17 protein-coding genes are annotated in these 17,499 nt (G+C 69.9%); 10 read left to right on the top strand and 7 right to left on the bottom strand.

From position 1 onward, the window contains the following. Window positions 1–16 precede the first annotated feature (16 nt). From AB0N06_RS03105 to AB0N06_RS03070, 8 genes are all read left to right on the top strand, one after another. Window positions 17–1,042: an amidohydrolase family protein gene (locus AB0N06_RS03105; RefSeq protein WP_366133024.1), complete on the top strand. Its 1,026-nt coding sequence runs from the start codon at window positions 17–19 to the stop codon at window positions 1,040–1,042. Window positions 1,043–1,059: 17 nt separating this feature from the next. After that, window positions 1,060–1,749, top strand: coding sequence for a 4-carboxy-4-hydroxy-2-oxoadipate aldolase/oxaloacetate decarboxylase (gene ligK, locus AB0N06_RS03100; protein ID WP_366133023.1), 690 nt, complete (start codon window positions 1,060–1,062; stop codon window positions 1,747–1,749). A 2-nt stretch (window positions 1,750–1,751) separates the two neighbouring features. After that, entirely contained in the window at window positions 1,752–2,672 is a 921-nt protein-coding gene (locus tag AB0N06_RS03095; RefSeq protein WP_366133022.1) for an amidohydrolase family protein, read from the top strand. 25 nt (window positions 2,673–2,697) lie between these two features. After that, window positions 2,698–4,005, top strand: coding sequence for a protocatechuate 4,5-dioxygenase subunit alpha (gene ligA / locus AB0N06_RS03090; RefSeq protein WP_366133021.1), 1,308 nt, complete (start codon window positions 2,698–2,700; stop codon window positions 4,003–4,005). 1 nt (window position 4,006) lies between these two features. Beyond that, window positions 4,007–4,981, top strand: a complete 975-nt coding sequence (locus AB0N06_RS03085) for a Gfo/Idh/MocA family oxidoreductase (RefSeq protein ID WP_366133020.1) — start codon at window positions 4,007–4,009, stop codon at window positions 4,979–4,981. Next, entirely contained in the window at window positions 4,978–6,006 is a 1,029-nt protein-coding gene (locus tag AB0N06_RS03080; RefSeq protein ID WP_366133019.1) for an aldo/keto reductase, read from the top strand. The genes AB0N06_RS03085 and AB0N06_RS03080 overlap by 4 nt, the downstream gene beginning before the upstream one ends. A 277-nt stretch (window positions 6,007–6,283) precedes the next feature. Further along, a complete protein-coding gene (locus AB0N06_RS03075; protein WP_366133068.1) occupies window positions 6,284–6,451 on the top strand; it encodes a hypothetical protein in 168 nt (55 codons plus the stop codon). A 38-nt stretch (window positions 6,452–6,489) separates the two neighbouring features. After that, window positions 6,490–7,746 (top strand): aromatic acid/H+ symport family MFS transporter, encoded by a 1,257-nt coding sequence (locus AB0N06_RS03070; protein ID WP_366133018.1) that lies wholly within the window; start codon window positions 6,490–6,492, stop codon window positions 7,744–7,746. Between the two features lie 269 nt (window positions 7,747–8,015). Here AB0N06_RS03070 and AB0N06_RS03065 read toward each other — a convergent pair whose 3' ends face one another. Continuing rightward, a complete protein-coding gene (locus AB0N06_RS03065) occupies window positions 8,016–9,383 on the bottom strand; it encodes a peptidase C39 family protein (RefSeq protein WP_366133017.1) in 1,368 nt (455 codons plus the stop codon). A gap of 175 nt (window positions 9,384–9,558) precedes the next feature. Here AB0N06_RS03065 and AB0N06_RS03060 point away from each other — a divergent pair, with 175 nt between their 5' ends. After that, window positions 9,559–10,188, top strand: coding sequence for a hypothetical protein (locus AB0N06_RS03060; protein WP_366133016.1), 630 nt, complete (start codon window positions 9,559–9,561; stop codon window positions 10,186–10,188). A 360-nt stretch (window positions 10,189–10,548) separates the two neighbouring features. Further along, window positions 10,549–12,462: an AAA family ATPase gene (locus tag AB0N06_RS03055; RefSeq protein ID WP_366133015.1), complete on the top strand. Its 1,914-nt coding sequence runs from the start codon at window positions 10,549–10,551 to the stop codon at window positions 12,460–12,462. Window positions 12,463–12,583: 121 nt separating this feature from the next. Here the strand turns inward: AB0N06_RS03055 and AB0N06_RS03050 are convergent, their stop codons facing one another. From AB0N06_RS03050 to ribH, 6 genes are all read right to left on the bottom strand, one after another. Further along, the gene (locus AB0N06_RS03050) at window positions 12,584–13,729 is read right to left on the bottom strand and encodes a hemolysin family protein (RefSeq protein ID WP_366133014.1); all 1,146 of its coding nucleotides are present in this window, start codon (window positions 13,727–13,729) and stop codon (window positions 12,584–12,586) included. After that, complete coding sequence (locus tag AB0N06_RS03045; RefSeq protein ID WP_366133013.1) at window positions 13,726–15,096, bottom strand: hemolysin family protein; 1,371 nt, start codon at window positions 15,094–15,096, stop codon at window positions 13,726–13,728. Before AB0N06_RS03045 ends, AB0N06_RS03050 begins: the two co-directional genes overlap by 4 nt. A 183-nt stretch (window positions 15,097–15,279) precedes the next feature. Next, on the bottom strand, window positions 15,280–15,744 hold the full coding sequence (locus AB0N06_RS03040) for a PH domain-containing protein (RefSeq protein ID WP_366133066.1): 465 nt from the start codon (window positions 15,742–15,744) through the stop codon (window positions 15,280–15,282). A 44-nt stretch (window positions 15,745–15,788) separates the two neighbouring features. Further along, window positions 15,789–16,637 carry an ATP phosphoribosyltransferase gene (hisG, locus tag AB0N06_RS03035; RefSeq protein WP_366133012.1) on the bottom strand — a complete coding sequence of 283 codons (849 nt, stop codon included), beginning with the start codon at window positions 16,635–16,637 and terminating at the stop codon, window positions 15,789–15,791. Window positions 16,638–16,703: 66 nt separating this feature from the next. After that, window positions 16,704–16,976, bottom strand: coding sequence for a phosphoribosyl-ATP diphosphatase (locus AB0N06_RS03030; protein ID WP_018524273.1), 273 nt, complete (start codon window positions 16,974–16,976; stop codon window positions 16,704–16,706). Window positions 16,977–17,011: 35 nt separating this feature from the next. After that, entirely contained in the window at window positions 17,012–17,497 is a 486-nt protein-coding gene (ribH, locus tag AB0N06_RS03025) for a 6,7-dimethyl-8-ribityllumazine synthase (RefSeq protein WP_366133011.1), read from the bottom strand. Window positions 17,498–17,499: the final 2 nt, after the last annotated feature.

Below are 17,499 nucleotides of genomic sequence, written 5' to 3'. Positions count from 1 at the left end.
CACCAGGAGAGAAAGCATGATCATCGACTGCCACGGTCACTTCACCACGGCGCCGCCCGAGCTGGCGCAGTGGCGGGACCGGCAGGTGGCGGCGGCCGGCGACCCCCGCAACGCGCCCGACCCCGCCGACCTGGTCATCACCGACGACGACCTGCGCCAGGCGATCGAGAGCAACCAGCTGCGGCTCATGGACGAGCGCGGCAGCGACCTGACGATCTTCTCCCCGCGGGCCAGCTTCATGGCCCACCACATCGGCGACTTCGAGGTGTCCTCGGTCTGGGCGCGGATCTGCAACGACCTGGTCCACCGCGTCAGCACGCTCTACCCGGACCGGTTCGCGCCGGGCGCGATGCTGCCGCAGTCGCCGGGCGTCGATCCCGCGACCTGCCTTCCCGAACTGCGCCGCGCGGTCGAGGAACTCGGCGCGGTGACGATCAATCTCAACCCCGACCCGTCGGGCGGCAAGTGGACCGCGCCGCCGCTGACCGACCGCAGCTGGTACCCGATCTACGAGGCGATGGTCGAGTACGACATCCCCGCGATGATCCACGTCAGCACGTCGTGCAACCTGGCATTCCACACCACCGGCGCCCACTACCTCAACGCCGACACCACGGCGTTCATGCAGCTCGTCCAGGGCGACCTGTTCGCCGACTTCCCGACGCTGCGGTTCGTGATCCCGCACGGCGGCGGTGCGGTGCCCTACCACTGGGGCAGGTTCCGCGGCCTGGCGATGGCGCTGGGCAAGCCGGCCCCCGAAACGCTGCTGGACAACGTCTTCTTCGACACCTGCGTCTACCACCAGCCCGGCATCGACCTGCTCACCCAGGTGATCCCCAGCCGGTCCGTCCTCTTCGCCAGCGAGATGATCGGCGCGGTCCGCGACATCGACCCGCGCACCGGCCACTACTTCGACGACACGAAGCGGTACGTCGAGGCCACCTCGAACCTCTCCGACGAGGAACGGGCCGCCGTCTACTCCGGCAACGCCCTCCGCGTCTACCCCCGACTCGCCGCCCGCCTCGCCGCGGCCGGCCACTGATCCCAGGAGAAGAACGCATGGAGCACACCGAGATCGGCGTCGTCCACACGGCGATCACCCGCGCCGATCCCGAGGCTGTCGCCGCGCTGTCGGCGTTCGGCGTGGCGACGATCCACGAGGCCATGGGCCGGGTGGGGCTGATGCGCCCCTACATGCGCGGGGTCTACCCGAAGGCCCGCCTGTGCGGCACGGCGGTGACCGTGCTGCTGCAGCCCGGCGACAACTGGATGATGCACGTCGCCGCCGAGCAGATCCGGGAAGGCGACGTCGTGGTCGCGGCCTGCACGACCGAGAGCGAGGACGGCTTCTTCGGCGAACTGCTCGCCACCTCGTTCCGCGCCCGCGGCTGCAAGGGCCTGGTCATCGACGGCGGCGTGCGCGACGTGGCCGACCTGGAGGACATGGACTTCCCGGTCTTCTCGCGGGCGATCAACGCCAAGGGCACCGTCAAGGCCACGCTCGGCTCGGTCAACGTGCCGGTGGTCTGCGCCAACGCCCTGGTCCGGCCCGGCGACGTCGTCGTGGCGGACATCGACGGTGTCGTCGTGGTGCCGCGCGAGCGGGCCGCCGAGGTCGCCGAGGCGTCGGCCAAGCGCGAGGCCAACGAAGAGGGCAAGCGCGCGCAGTTCCGCGCGGGCGACCTCGGCCTGGACATGTACGGCATGCGCGGCCCGCTGGCCGAGCTCGGCCTGCGCTACGAGGACTGAGGATGACCGAGATCTTCGAGAAGACCCCTGGCTGGCTGGACTGGTACGCCGGCCCGAGCCGGCCGCGGTTCGTGCTGCCCGAGGGCGCCGTCGACGCGCACTGCCACGTCTTCGGCCCGGGGGCGGAGTTCCCGTTCGCCCCCGAACGCAAGTACACCCCGTGCGACGCGTCCAAGGGCCAGCTCTTCGAGCTGCGGGACCACCTGGGCTTCGCCCGCAACGTCGTGGTCCAGGCGACCTGCCACGGCGCCGACAACAGCGCCATGGCCGACGCCCTGCGGGCCTCGGGAGGCCTGGCCCGGGGCGTCGCGACGGTGCGGCCGGGTATCTCGGACGCGGAGTTGCGGGAGCTGCACGAGGCCGGCGTCCGCGGCGTGCGGTTCAACTTCGTCAAGCGGCTCGTCGACGCGGCACCGCAGCAGGACCTGTGGGACGTCGTCGAGCGGATCAAGCCGTACGGCTGGCACGTCGTCATCTACTTCGAGGCGGCCGACCTCGCCGACCTGCGCGACTTCTTCCTCGCGATCCCGGTGCCGCTGGTCATCGACCACATGGGCCGGCCCGATGTCGACAAGGACCCGGACGGCCCGGAGTTCGAGGCGTTCCTGGACTTCATGCGGGCGAGGCCCGACATCTGGTGCAAGGTGACCTGCCCGGAACGGCTGTCCGTGAGCGGCCCTCCGGCCCTCGACGGGGAGCGGGACGCCTACCGCGACGTCGTCCCGTTCGCCCGGCGCGTGGTCGAGGAATTCCCCGACCGGGTGCTGTGGGGCACGGACTGGCCGCACCCGAACCTCACCGACCACATGCCCGACGACGGCCTGCTCGTCGACTTCATCCCGCACATCGCACCGACGCCGGAGCTGCGGCACAAGCTCCTCGTCGACAACCCGATGCGCCTCTACTGGCCGGACGCCGACTGACCCGCCGTACGATTGGAGCCCGACCATGGCACTGGACAAGACCTACAAACTGGTTCCGGGGACGACCATCTTCGACGCCGAGCAGTCCGCCAAGGGGTACCACCTCAACCAGTTCTGCATGTCGCTGATGAAGGCGGAGAACCGCGAGCGTTTCCTCGCGGACCAGCGCGCCTACCTGGACGAGTGGCCGCTGCGCGAAGCGCAGAAGCAGGCGCTGCTCGACGGCGACCTCAACGCCGCGATGCGCGAGGGCGGCAACATCTACTTCCTCGCGAAGTGGGGCGCGACACTGGGGCTGTCGTTCCAGCAGATGGCGGGCTCGATGACCGGCATGTCCGAGCAGGAATACCGGGACATGATGATCGGCGGCGGCCGGTCCGTCGAGGGCAACCGGATCGACCATGCCGTCCTCGACGCGGCGTACGCCGACCCGACGCCGCCGGCCGAGCACGCCGCGATCACCGGCGCGGTCTTCACCTCGCACGTGCCGGCGGTCGGCGCGGCGCTGGACCACGGCAAGACCGACGAGCCGTACTGGAAGCCGCTCTTCGAAGGGTACGAGTTCTCCAAGCAGTGGGAGAAGGAGAACATCCCCGACGTGGTGTTCCTGGTCTACAACGACCACGCCACCTCGTTCGACCTGTCGCTGATCCCGACCTTCGTGCTCGGCACCGGCGCGGCCTACCCCACCGCCGATGAGGGCTACGGGCCCCGGCCGGTGCCGGGCATCGAGGGCGACCCCGACCTGGCCGCGCACATCGCGCACTCGCTCATCCAGGACGACTTCGACCTCACCCTCGTCAACGAGATGACCGTCGACCACGGCCTGACCGTCCCCCTGTCGCTGATGTTCGGGGACGTCGAGAAGTGGCCGTGCAAGGTCATCCCGTTCCACGTCAACGTGGTGCAGTACCCGGTGCCCTCGGGCGCCAGGTGCTTCAAGCTCGGCCAGTCGCTGCGCAAGGCGATCGAGTCCTACGACAAGCCGTTGAACGTCCAGGTGTGGGGTACCGGTGGCATGAGCCACCAGTTGCAGGGTCCCCGCGCCGGCCTCATCAACCGCGAGTGGGACAACGCCTTCCTCGACAAGCTGATCGAGGACCCGGCCGGGCTGTCGCAGGTGCCGCACCTGGAGTACGTCGAGGAGGCGGGCTCGGAGGGCATCGAGCTGGTCATGTGGCTGATCGCCCGCGGGGCGATGAGCGACATCGACGGCTCCGGCGAGGTCGAAGTCAAGCACCGCTTCTACCATGTGCCGGCGTCCAACACCGCCGTCGGCCACCTGATTCTCGAGAACCACCCGCGGGCCGAGGCGCCCGCCGCTAAGGAGTGACATGACTGACGAGCAGACCGTCCGGATCGCCCTGGCCGGGGGCGGCGCCTTCGGTGCCAAGCACGCGGCCGCGCTCAAGCGGATCAAGGGCGTCGAGGTGACCGCTGTGGTGAGCAGCAGCCTCGAAAGCGCCCAGAGGTTCGCCGAGGAGCAGGGCGTGGGCCGCGGCGTCGCGACCCTCGACGAGGTGCTGGCGATGGACGACGTCGACGCCGTCATCCTCGCCACGCCCACGCACATGCACGCCGCGCAGACGATCGCCTGTCTGGAGGCGGGCAAGCACGTCCAGGTCGAAATCCCGCTGGCCGACTCGCTGGCCGACGCCGAAGCCTGCCTGGAGGCGCAGCAGCGCACCGGACTCGTCGCGATGGTGGGGCACACGCGCCGCTTCAACCCGAGCCACCAGTGGGTGCGGCAGCGGATCGAGGCCGGCGAGTACAACATCCAGCAGATGGATGTGCAGACGTACTTCTTCCGCCGCAAGAACCTCAACGCCCTCGGCCAGCCGCGGTCGTGGACCGACCACCTGCTGTGGCACCACGCCGCGCACACCGTCGACCTGTTCGCCTACCAGACCGGGTCGCCTGTCGTGCAGGCCAACGCGGTCCAGGGGCCGATCCACCCCGAACTCGGCATCGCCATGGACATGTCGATTCAGCTGCGCGCGGAGAACGGCGCGATCTGCACGCTGTCGCTGTCGTTCAACAACGACGGGCCGCTCGGCACGTTCTTCCGCTACATCGGCGACACCGGCACCTACCTCGCCCGGTACGACGACCTGGTCACCGGCAAGGACGAGCCGATCGACGTGAGGGGGGTCGATGTGTCCATGGACGGCATCGAGCTCCAGGACCGCGAGTTCGTCGCCGCCATCCGCGAGGGCCGCGAGCCGAACTCCTCCATCGCCGAGGTGATGCCCTGCTACCGGACGCTGGCGGCCCTCGAGGAGCAGCTCGCCGCTGTCTCGAACGCGTGACCGCGGTGGGAATGGCGAGCCCGGGCCGCGCGCCGCGCCGGATCGGGCCGTTCGAGGTCCCCGCGATCGGGCTGGGCTGCATGAACGTCAGCCACGCCTACGGTGTCCCGCCCACGCGGGAGGCCGCCGAGCATCTGCTGCGCACGGCTGCGGAGGAGGGCGTCACGCTCTTCGACACGGCCGCGCTCTACGGCTTCGGCGCCAACGAGGAGCTGGTCGGCCACGTGCTCGCCGGCCACCGGGACCGGGTCGTGCTGGCCAGCAAGTGCGGGATGACCGGCGTCGACGGGCAGCGCGTCATCGACGGCCGCCCCGAGACCATCCGGCGTACCGCCGACGAGGCACTCGCCCGGCTGAAGACCGATGTCATCGACCTCTACTATCTGCACCGCCTCGACCGGAAGGTCCCCGTCGAGGAGAGCGTCGGGGCGATGGCCGAACTCGTCGAGGCCGGGAAGGTACGCACGCTCGGGCTTTCCGAGGTCTCCGCCGAGACGCTGCGCCGGGCGCACGCCGTGCATCCCATCGCGGCGCTGCAGAACGAGTACAGCCTCTGGTCGCGCAACCCGGAGCAGGGGACGCTCGCTGCGGCGGCCGAGCTCGGCGTGGCGCTGGTGGCTTTCAGCCCGCTGGCCCGCGGCTTCCTCACCACCGAGCCGCCCGCCCCCGCGGCACTGGTGGACAAGGACATCCGGCGGAACATGCCCCGCTTCGGCGGGGCGAACTATCCCGCGAACCTGGGTCTGCGAACCCAGCTCGAAATGATCGCCCGCGACGCCGGCTGCACGCTGACCCAGCTGGCGCTCGCGTGGGTGCTGTCGCGTGGCGAGCACGTCCTGGCCATCCCGGGCACCAGGTCGGTCGAACACCTGCGGGAGAACATGTCCGTCCTCGACCTCGACATACCCAGCGACGTTCTCGATCGGGCAGGACAGGTGCTGAACGCCGCGACCGTACACGGGGCCCGTTACAACGAGACCACCCTGGCGGAGATCAACACGGAGCGCTGCGGGAGGGCGGGCTGAACTCAACCTGTCGCTTCGAATGAGTCGCGCGGAGACTCACCGCCCATCGGAGCGACAGGATCGAGTTGAAGGCGATTCTGCTCGGCTCGCAGACGGAGCGGCGGGCCAGGCCCCCCTGTGCCCGCTCTCCCCCATCGGAATCGCGGCCCGGCCTGAGTCGTAGATCCGCTTGCAGTGCGCGCCCTGCCCGCCGGACGAGCGCTTCCACGCCTGCTGAGCAGCGACGCAACGGGACGTACGGGGCACTTCGATAGTTCAGCGGCCTCCTCGGTCAGCGATGAGCCCAACGCGCAACGCACCCTTCGGCAGGGTCAAGGCCTCCGGCACCGGGTCCCGTTTCGGCGGCGCCGCGGCCAACATCGAGGCCTTCACCGAGACCCAGTGGGTCACGGTCCGCCCGGACATCGCCGACTCCCCGTTCCGACCCCGCTCTTCCGCACCCTGACCCGCTATCGCACACCCGTCCCCTGGGGGAATTTCACGATGACATCCGTCACCTCGTCCCACACGCCGGCGCAGACCGGCACCGCCGGACGCGACGCCTGGACGATGATCCTGTGCTGGATCACGGTTCTGCTCGAGGGCTACGACCTCGTGGTTCTCGGCGCCATCATCCCAACCCTGCTCAAAACCCACCACCTCGGTATGACCGCGGGTGACGCGACCACCATCGCCACGCTCTCACTCGTCGGCGTGGCCATCGGCGCGGTCTCCGTCGGCCCGCTGGCCGACCGGCTGGGGCGACGCTATCTGCTCATCGGGTCCGTGGTGCTGTTCTCGCTCTTCACCATCCTGGTGCCACTGGCCGGCTCCGTCGCGATGTTCGCCGTACTCCGCCTCATCGCCGGCCTGGGCCTCGGTGCCTGCATGCCGGTTTCGCTCACGATGATGGCCGAGCACATGCCGGCCAGCCAGCGAGCGCGAGCCAGCACGCTGACGATGACGGGCTACCACACCGGTGCCGTGATCACCTCACTTCTGGCCCTGCAGGTGACCGACAACTGGGAGATTCTCTTCTACATCCTCGGCGTCGCCGGCTTCGTCGTTGCAGCCATCCAGTGGTTCCGCCTGCCGGAGTCGGAGGCCTTCGTCCGCGCCAAGGAGGCACACGGGTCCCAGCGCGTTCCGTTCACCGAACTGCTCAAATCCGCCTACCTCCGCGCGAGCATCGGCATCTGGGTCGCCTCCTTCATGGGGCTGCTGCTGGTCTACGGCCTCAACACCTGGCTGCCGAAGCTCATGAACGACGCCGGCTACCCCGTCCCCACGGCCGTCACCCAGCTCCTCGTACTCAACATCGGCGGCGTCGCCGGCCTGGTCTTCGGCGGCTTCGTCGCCGACCGGCGAGGCATCAAAGGCACCACACTGGGCTGGTTCGGGGTCTCGGTGGTCATGCTCACGTGTCTGAGCGTCAAGATGGAGAGCAACACCCTGCTCAACGTCGTCGTCTTCCTCACCGGCATGTTCGTCTTCTCGGCCCAGGTGCTCGTCTACGCCTACGTGACGAACTTCTACCCGGCCTCCATCCGCAGCACCGCCCTCGGCTCCGCCTCGGGCATTGGCCGGATCGGCTCGATCGTCGGCCCGTCGATCACCGGTGCCCTGGTCACGGCCGGCATTGGCCACCCGTGGGGCTTCTACTTCTTCGCCGTGGTCGCGGTCCTCGGTTTCCTGGCCGTACTCACCCTGCCACGCCGAGCAGCGAACCCGCAGGCGGAGGCCATCGCGCCCGCCGCCTGACGCACCCCTGACCAGCGCCACCACCGTGCAGCGGTACGGGCTCCCCGTCGGGGTCCGTACCGCTGCCGTGGTGCGCCCACAGGACGGTGGCGAGGTAGAGCTTGCCCTCACCACCGTGACCCTGACGAGCGGCGTGTCCACCCACGAGGTGTCTCGTTGGCTCGGACATCGCTCGATCAAGGTCACGGTGGACCGGTACGGCCACCTCACGCAGGACGGCCGGGAACGCTGCCGTCAGGTCGTCGAGACGGCCGTGGAGCCGCACATGCTCACACCAGTCCCAGCGACCGCAGCGCGCGGCGCTGACTCGGTGCCGGCTCAGCAGGCCAGTAGATGTAGCAGACACCGCCCGTACCGCTTCTGACCTTGCCGTTCGCGTCATAGCGCTTGGTGCGGAGCCAGATCGTCTCCCACTCGTGGCGCTTGTAGATCCGGCGGACGGCCTCGTCGCTCGGCGAAGCGGGATCGTTGGCGATCACGTCGCCGTCCGCCGTGAACCCGATCACGGTCATGAGATGGCCGGAGGTCCCGTACCCGGCCCCGGTCAGCTCCTCCTTGCGGAACGACTGCGACGTGATGACCGGGATGCCCGCCCGGATCAGCGTCTCCAGGTCCGTCAGCGAACTCAGCCGGGTCACCACCGCGCTCATGCCGTCGTACGTGGCGGCATAGGCGGCGTTGAACGGCCAGTTGCCGCAGCCCTCGTACTGGTAGTCGTACGTGAAGCGGGCCGCGTGGCAGACCTGCGGGTCCGCGAGGCCCGGCTTCACCCAGGCGAGATCCTCGGTGGTGGGCCTCCGCCCCCAGTACTCGATGATCATCTGCGAGGAGGTGGGGCTGCACCACGCCTCACCGCCGTTGTCGTACTCCGGGTACTGGCCGGCGTGCACATTCTGCGAGTAGCGCGGCACCGGCAGTTCCCTGGCGAGGCCCGGAGTGCTGGGCTCCACGGTGAACCGGTCGGGGATGTCCGAGGCCATGGCGCCGAGCCGCCACACGGTCGGCGTGAGGCGACTGTCCGGGGTCCGGTAGAGGGTGAGCCGCAGCCGGTAGGAGACCAGCCGCAGCCCGCTCGCCGCGTCGTCCACCGAGAAGGTGTCCGTCCAGATCGAGCTTCTGCCGTCGGTCTGGTCGTCGACGGAGGTACGGCGGATGTCGCCGTCGCCCGCCGCCCAGCGGCCCATCACGTACCAGGGGGTCTCGGTGTCGTCCGAGTAGCGGCCGCACAGCTCGATCTGGATCCAGGTGCCGGCCGGGGCGTCCGCGTTCCAGGACGCGATCACCTCGGTGGCCGGGACCGACGAGCGGTGGCGCGGCGAGGTCCAGGTCGCGTACTCCCAGGTCGCCGTCTTCCCGGTGTGCGGGTCCGTGTAGTCGGTACGCCCCTGCGGGATGCCGATCACCAGTCCGGGCCGTCGGCCCGCGACGACGCGCGTCCCGGCGCCGGAACCGCTGCGCCAGTCGGTGTACGTACGCCAGGAATGGTTGTCCACCAGGGACGCAGCAGCCGAGGACGTGGGGGGCGGTGCGAGCGAGGGCGCGGCGGCCGCGGAGCCTGCGGACGTCGCCGTGCCGGCGCCGGCGGCCACGGCGAGCGCGGCAGTCAGCACGGTTCTGCGTGAAGTCGGTCTGTTCATGGGCGAGACCCCCGGTCATTGGCGGAATGGGGCTGCGAGTGCACGACAGTGCGCCAACTATTGCGGTTCGCAGCCGGATTGGGCCAGCGATTCACCTCGCGCCGCGGAACAAATATTGGTCTGGTCCACTGACGTGACCTGCAGTTGCTTCGTATCGCCTCGTACGCTGGTCCGCATGAACGACCTCGCCCGCCTCGCCTCGCGCCTGATCACCCTGCCGCCGTCCTGCGGACCCGTGCGGCTGATCGCCGTCGACGGTCATGCGGGCTCGGGCAAGAGCACTCTCGCCTCCCGCCTCTCGGTGGCGCTCGGGGACGCGCCCGTGCTGCATCTGGACGACCTGGCCACGCACGAGGAGCTGTTCGGCTGGGCAGACCGGCTCCGGGACCAGGTGATCGGCCCGCTGTCGCGCGGGGAGACCGCGCACTACGCGCCGTACGACTGGACGGCCCGGCGCCTCGGCCCACCGCAGACGCTGGAACCGGCACCGGTGGTACTGATCGAGGGAGTGGGCGCAGGCCGCCGGGCCCTGCGCCCGCATCTCGCCCAGCTGTGGTGGATGGAGCTCGGCCCCCTGGCGTCCTGGCAGCGGGGCCGACGGCGGGACGGGCCGGCGCTTTCGGCCTTCTGGGACGAGTGGACCGCGGCCGAGGAACGACATTTCGCCGCCGATCCGTCGCGCCCGTACGCGGACACTCTGGTACGCCAGTTGCCTGCGGGGTACGAGTGGCTGGAAGGACCCCGCGCGACAGCAGGAACGAACCACTCCGTCACCCACCGTGAGCATCCCACCGCGACGTACTGACCAGTCGGAAAACGGCCCGGAAGTGCCTCAACTCCGCTTGACCCGGGGGCGGTACAGGTCTTACGTTCTCAATGTGCGGCTTTTCGGAGCCCCCACAGACGCGAAGCCCCCGGTTGTTCCCCCGTGATCGGGGGCTTCGTTCTGCCCTCGCACCCACCTCCGTACGGCTGTTCACCGTATTCCGCTCACCCTCGGTCACGGCCCCCGTTCTGCTTGCGGTGCCCTTAGTCGCGCACCACCTGCGCAGGTACGATGCCTCTCGGTGCGGTCAATTCCCGTCCACGGCAGCATGGTTCAGCGCGCCTGGACGGGCGGGTCGTGCGGCGGGACAACCTGGGGGCACGGCTTGTGGGGGACCTGATGGACATCGGCACGCAGGGCGCACAGGCCCCGGCCGACCTCGCCTGGCTGCGCGGCGTGGACGCCTACACGATGGGCGCCTATCCGCAGGCCGAGGAGGAGTTCAGAACGGCGGTGCGGCTGGATCCCGGCATGGCGGACGGCTGGCTCGGCCTCCATGCCCTGCGGATCGACACGACGACCGCGCTGCTGCGGATGTACCGCCACCGCGAGCGCTTCGGCGAACAGCGCACCCGCCATCGGCGCACGCTCAACTCCTGGTACTGGCTGGGCTGGTGGGTACAGCCCGTACTGGAGAGCCCGCGCGACCTGCTGCTCGCGCACGCCTCGCACTGGCTGGACGGACGCCATGTCCCGGAGCTGGACCGGGCGCTGGCCGGACTGCCACCCGTGGACGCGGACCCTCAGGTGCGGTTTCTGCACGCCTGCCGCTCGTATCTGGTGAAGGACTGGGAACAGCTCGTCCGCCACACCGAACAGCTCGTCGACGATCCGCTGCTCGGCATCGAGGCGGGACTCTTCGGCGGGATGGCACGGGTACGGCTGGAGATGTACGGGCAGGCCGAGCCGCTGCTCTCCACCGCGCTGATGCGCTGCCGCAGCGAACAGCCGCAGCGCAAGGAGCTGCGCTACTGGCTGGCCCGCGCGCACGAGGGCACCGGGCGCAGCGCGGCCGCCCTGCCGCTCTACCGGGCGGTGCACCGGATCGACCCGGCGTTCATGGACACCTCGGCGCGGCTCGCCGCGATCGCGGACTACGACGGGCTCGAAGGCTCCGACGAGGCGGCCGGTCTCGCGTCCGTGTCGCTGACCGGGCTGGGCGCCGACTCCACGGCCGCGGAGGCGCTGCCGGACGGGGACCCGCTGCTCGGCACCGATCCGGCGGGCGGGCGGGAACTTCGGCCCGGCGGCGATCCGCAGAGCCTGCCGGGCGCCGGGGTGCCTCCTCGGGCAGACGGGGCGCGGAAGAAGACCGCCGTGCCCGGCCAGTCCTCGCAGGCATTCCCGGCAGGGCCCAGCGATCCGGTGCTGCTCGCCGCGGCGCTGGCGGAGCTGGAGCGGATGGTCGGCCTCGAACCGGTCAAGCGCCAGGTCAAGGCATTGTCCGCGCAGTTGAACATGGCGCGGCTGCGGGCCGGTCAGGGGCTTCCGGTCCAGCCGCCGAAGCGCCACTTCGTCTTCTCCGGCCCCTCGGGCACCGGGAAGACCACAGTGGCCCGCATCCTGGGCCGGGTCTTCTACGCACTGGGGCTGCTCGGCGGGGACCATCTCGTCGAGGCCCAACGCTCCGATCTGGTCGGCGAGTTCCTCGGACAGACAGCAGTCAAGGCCAATGAGCTGATCGACTCGGCGCTCGGTGGGGTGCTGTTCGTCGACGAGGCGTACAGCCTCTCCAACTCCGGCTACAGCAAGGGCGACGCGTACGGGGACGAGGCGCTGCAGGTCCTCCTCAAGCGGGCCGAGGACAACCGGGACCATCTCGTCGTCATCCTCGCGGGCTACCCCGAAGGCATGGACCGGCTGCTGGCCACCAACCCCGGACTCTCCTCCCGGTTCACCACCCGGGTGGACTTCCCCAGCTACCGGCCGCTGGAACTCACCTCGATCGGTGAGGTACTGGCCAAGGACAACGACGACGTGTGGGACGAGGAGTCCCTGGAGGAGCTGCGCTCGATCAGCGGCCATGTCGTCGACCAGGGCTGGATCGACGAGCTGGGCAACGGACGGTTCCTGCGCACGCTGTACGAGAAGAGCTGCGCGTACCGGGACTTGCGGCTCTCCGGGTATGCGACGGTGCCCACCCGCGACGATCTTGCGACGCTGCGGCTGCCGGATCTGATGCAGGCGTACGGCGAAGTACTGTCCGGCCGGGGGCCGGTTGACCGGAAGCAGCAGGAACCTCCGCCTCTGTAACCTTGCCGGCCGGGTGGGCGGTGTCATCGTGACGGGCGTCACCCGGTGGGCGGTTTGTCCTCGATCGCCGGACGGGCCGCACTGAGCGCCCGTCCGGCGAGGAGACCTGGCACGACCGTTCTCAATCGCCGGACAGGCTCGAGAGGGCCGACGGGCCCGATGCGGTTGCCAGTGGTTGCAGTTCGGCCGGGACCGGGGCTGCCAGCGCCACGTCCACCGTCCGGCGGGGTATCGAGACCCGGTGCGCCGGGTCGCGCACCTCCCCCACCAGCATTTCCAGGACGTCCTCCATCGCGACCAGGCCGAGGATCCGGCCTGATGCGTCGGCCACCTGGGCCAGATGGGTGGCGGCGCGACGCATCACCGTCAGGGCATCGTCCAGGGGCAGCTCCGCGCGCAGTGTCGCCATCGGGCGCCAGATGTGCTGCGGGACCGCCCGTTCGCCGTCCTCCAGGTCGAGGACGTCCTTGACGTGCAGATACCCCATGAACGGGCCGCCGCCCTCCGCACAGACGGGGAAACGCGAGTAGCCGGTCCGTACGGTCAGCTCCTCGATTCTGCGCGGGGTGACCGACGGGTCCACCGTCACCAGGGCTGCCTTGGCGAGCAGCACATCGGTGACCGGCCTGCTGCCCAGCTCCAGGGCATCCTCCAGCCGCTCCTGCGCCTCCGGTTCCAGCAGTCCGGCCTGCCCGGAGTCCTCGACGAGCCGGTTGAGCTGCTCGCTGGTGAAGACGGCCTCGACCTCGTCCTTGGGTTCGACGCGGAAGAGCCGGAGCACCAGCCGGGCGCAAGCGCCCAGCGCCGTGGTGACGGGGCGGCACAGCCGGGCGAAGCCGACCAGGGCCGGGCTGAGCCACAGCGCGGTCTTCTCCGGGGCTGCCATCGCCAGGTTCTTCGGGACCATTTCGCCGATGACGAGGTGGAGGAAGACCACGAGGACGAGCGCCAGCACGTAGCCGAGCGGGTGAATGAGCTCCTCGGGGATGTGGACCGCGTGGAAGACCGGCTCCAGCACGTGGGCGACGGTCGGTTCGGCGACGGCGCCGAGGGTCAGGGAGCAGACGGTGATGCCGAACTGGGCTGCGGCCATCATCTGCGGCAGGTTCTCCAGGCCGTAGAGCACTTGGCGGGCCCTGCCGGACCCGGCCGCCGCGAGGGGTTCGATCTGGCTGCGGCGTACGGAGACGAGTGCGAACTCGGCACCGACGAAGAAGCCGTTCGCCAGGACGAGGAGCCCGGCGAAGAGCAACTGGACGACGCTCATCGGGCGCCCTCCAGGACACCACGGGCGGCCGAGGGCTCGTCGACCGGTTCGGCCAGTTCGGCGATGCGGACGAAGCGGACCTGCTCCGCGCGGTAGTGACCGACCTGGCGGACCGAGATCCGCCAGCCCGGCAGCTCGGCCCGGTCGCCGGGGGCGGGGATTCGCCCGAGCAGATCGGCGACCAGTCCGGCCACCGTCTCGTACGGTCCTTCCGGTACGTCGAGGCCTATCCGGCGCAGGGTGAGGACCCGGCAGCTGCCTTCGGCGTCCCAGGCGGGACGGCCGTCCTCGGGGGCGGCGGCGACCAGTTCGGGCCGGTCGGCGCCTTCCGCGTCGTGCTCGTCCCTGACCTCGCCGACCAGCTCCTCGATGATGTCCTCCAGGGTGACGACCCCGGCGGTGCCACCGTACTCGTCGACCACGACGGCGATCGGCTGCTCCTTGCGCAGGCGCTGGAGCAACTGTTCGACCGGGAGTGTCTCGGGTACGAGGAGGGGCGGTACGGCGATCCGGCCCGCGGTGGTGCGCAGGCGTTCCTGGGCGGGCACGGCGAGCGCGTCCTTGAGGTGGATCATGCCGACGACCTCGTCGATCCGGTCCCGGTACACCGGGAAGCGGGAGAGGCCGGTGGCGCGGGTGAGGTTGAGGACGTCCGCCGCGGTGGCGGTCGACTGCAGGGCGCTGACCTTCACGCGCGGTGTCATGACGTGCTGAGCGGTGAGTCCGGCGAGCGACAGGGTCCGTACGAAGAGATCGGCCGTGTCCTGTTCGAGGGTGCCCGCCTCGGCGGAGTGCCGGGCCAGGGAGACCAGTTCACCGGGGGTGCGGGCGGAGGCCAGCTCATCGGTGGGTTCGACACCCAGCAGGCGGACCAGCCGGTTGGCGACGGTGTCCAGCAGCGTGATCACCGGCCGCAGAGCACCGGCGAAGCGGTGCTGGGGGCCGGCCACGAACCGGGCGACCTGGAGCGGCCTGGAGACCGCCCAGTTCTTCGGTACGAGCTCGCCGATCACCATCTGGACTGCGGAGGCGACGATCATCCCGATCACCACGCTGACGCCGGATACCGCCCCGTCGGGGAGGCCGGTCGCGGTGAGGGGTCCGGTGAGCAGCTGGGCGAGGGCCGGTTCGGCGAGCATGCCGACGACCAGTGAGGTGATGGTGATGCCCAGCTGGGTGCCGGAGAGCTGGAAGGAGAGCTCGCGCAGGGAGTCGACGACGGTACGGGCCCGCCGGTCGCCCTCGGCGGCGGCGCGCTCGGCGTCCGGCCGCTCCACCGTGACGAGCCCGAATTCGGCCGCCACGAAGAATCCGTTGGCGAGGATGAGAAGGAATGCTGCGCTCAGAAGCAGCAGGGGGATGGTCATGCCGCCGCCTCCTGGGAAGGGGCGGCGCAGGTACTACCGGACGATCCGTCCATTGCTGGAGGGAGTCACTCCTTGGGTCGCAGGAAAGCCCCGCCGGCCTGGGGGCCTCTGGTGCGGGGCGGGGCGCACAGGGCGCCACCGCCCTCCAGAGTAATCAAGAAGTGGCCGTGCGGGGCAGGGGGCTCAGCCGTTCTCCGTACAGCTGCCGTGGTTCTCGGCGAGTGTGCGGAGCGTACGGGCGTCGCGAATGGCCTGTTCCTTGGCGATTCCGGGCTGGATGCCGAGGGCGGGCATGCTGGTCCCGTCGCTGAGGTCGAGAAAGACCCACGGGTCGCCGACGCGCAGGTTGACGCGGAGAATCTCCGCCCAGGACAGCCGCCGGGTGCGGGTGAGATTGACCACGGTCACCCCGTGGTCGTCGGCGACGACCTTGGGGCGGCTGAGCAGCGCCAGGACGGCGAAGAAGAGCAGCGCGGTGAAGATGAAGCTGATCCGCTCCCCCGGGCTGAGCTGCTCCAGGCTCATCGCGATGACGGTGATGACGACGAACATCGCCCCTCCGACGGTCAGCAGGACCACCCGGGTACGGGTCGGCCGGAAGGTGACCGGGAGGGCGGGAAGTTCGGGCCGGGGAGCGGAGGTGGACATGGTGTTCATCTGTCTTCCGGGGGTGATCGCTTGCGGTCCGGCCGTCAGAGGCGGCAGGCGTGGATGGCCGTGGTGAGGATGGCGCGGGCGCCGAGCTCGTACAGGTCGTCCATGATCCGCTGGGCCTCCTTGGCGGCGACCATGGAGCGGACGGCGACCCAGCCCTCGTGGTGCAGCGGGGAGATCGTCGGCGACTCCAGGCCCGGGGTGAGGGCGACGGCGCGCTCCAGGTGCTCGACGCGGCAGTCGTAGTCCATCATCACGTAGCTGCGGGCGACCAGGACGCCCTGGAGGCGGCGGAGGAACTGCTGCACCTTGGGGTCGTCCCCGGCTGCGCCCGTCCGGCGGATGACGACGGCTTCCGACTTCATGATCGGCTCGCCGATCACTTCGAGTCCCGCGTTGCGCAGGCTGGTGCCGGTCTCCACCACATCGGCGATGACCTGGGCGACGCCGAGCTCGATGGCGGTCTCGACCGCGCCGTCGAGGTGGACGACGGAGGCGGTGACGCCGACGTCGGCGAGGTGTTTGGCCACGATGCCCTCGTAGGAGGTGGCGATCGTCATGCCGTCGAAGTCCTGCGGCCCGGCGGCCGTGCCGGGCTTGGTGGCGTAGCGGAAGGTGGAGCGGGCGAAGCCGAGCTGCAGGATCTCCTCGGACTGCGCGCCGGAGTCCAGCAGCAGATCGCGGCCGGTGATGCCGATGTCGAGACGGCCGGAGCTGACGTAGATCGCGATGTCGCGCGGGCGCAGGTAGAAGAACTCGACCTCGTTGTCGGGGTCGACGAGGACGAGCTCCTTGGACTCCTTGCGCTGCTGGTAGCCGGCCTCATGGAGCATCGCCATCGCAGGCCCGGAGAGAGAACCCTTGTTGGGGACGGCGATGCGCAGCATGAGGTCAGGTTTCCTTTGTGCGAAGGGGTTTTCCACGGACGTGACGTGCGGGGTACGAAACTGTGCTCAGAGGTGGGCGTAGACGTCGTCGAGCGAGATTCCGCGGGCGACCATCATCACCTGGACGTGGTACAGCAGCTGGGAGATCTCCTCGGCGGCGGCGTCCTTGCTCTCGTGCTCGGCGGCCATCCAGACTTCGGCGGCCTCCTCGACGACCTTCTTGCCGATGGCATGGACACCCTTGTCCACCAGCTCGGCGGTGCGGGAGGTGGAGGGGTCGCCGTTGGCGGCCTTGAGCTGCAGCTCGGCGAAGAGCTCTTCGAAGGTTTTGTTCGCCATGATGGTCCTTAGCGTACGGGGTCCGGCGCCCCCGTTCAGCGCCAGGGCTCGCTGACGGTACGCAGCGTGGCGGCGGTGGCGACGGCCGCGGTGACCGCTTCGTGCCCCTTGTCCTCGTTGGAACCTTCGAGCCCGGCCCGGTCGAGCGCCTGCTCCTCGGTGTCACAGGTCAGTACGCCGAAGCCGACCGGGACACCCGTGTCGACGGCGACCTGGGTGAGCCCGTTGGTGACGCCGTGGGACACGTACTCGAAGTGGGGAGTGCCGCCGCGGATGATCACGCCGAGGGCGACGATCGCGTCGTAGCCGCGGCCGGCGAGGACCTTGGCGACGACCGGGAGCTCGAAGCTGCCGGGCACCCGGAGCAGGGTCGGCTCGTCGATTCCGAGCTCGTGCAGGGCGCGCAGCGCGCCGTCGACGAGGCCGTTCATGACCTTCTCGTGCCACTGGGCGGCGATCACCGCCACTCGCAGGTCACCGCAGTTGCGTACGGACAGTTCGGGTGCACCCTTGCCGCTCATGT

Origin of the sequence: Streptomyces sp. NPDC051020, from assembly GCF_040683105.1 — a bacterium.
GTDB lineage: Bacteria > Actinomycetota > Actinomycetes > Streptomycetales > Streptomycetaceae > Streptomyces.
Note: the sequence above shows the minus strand (reverse complement) of the source record. Positions and strands in the feature narration are given on the sequence as shown.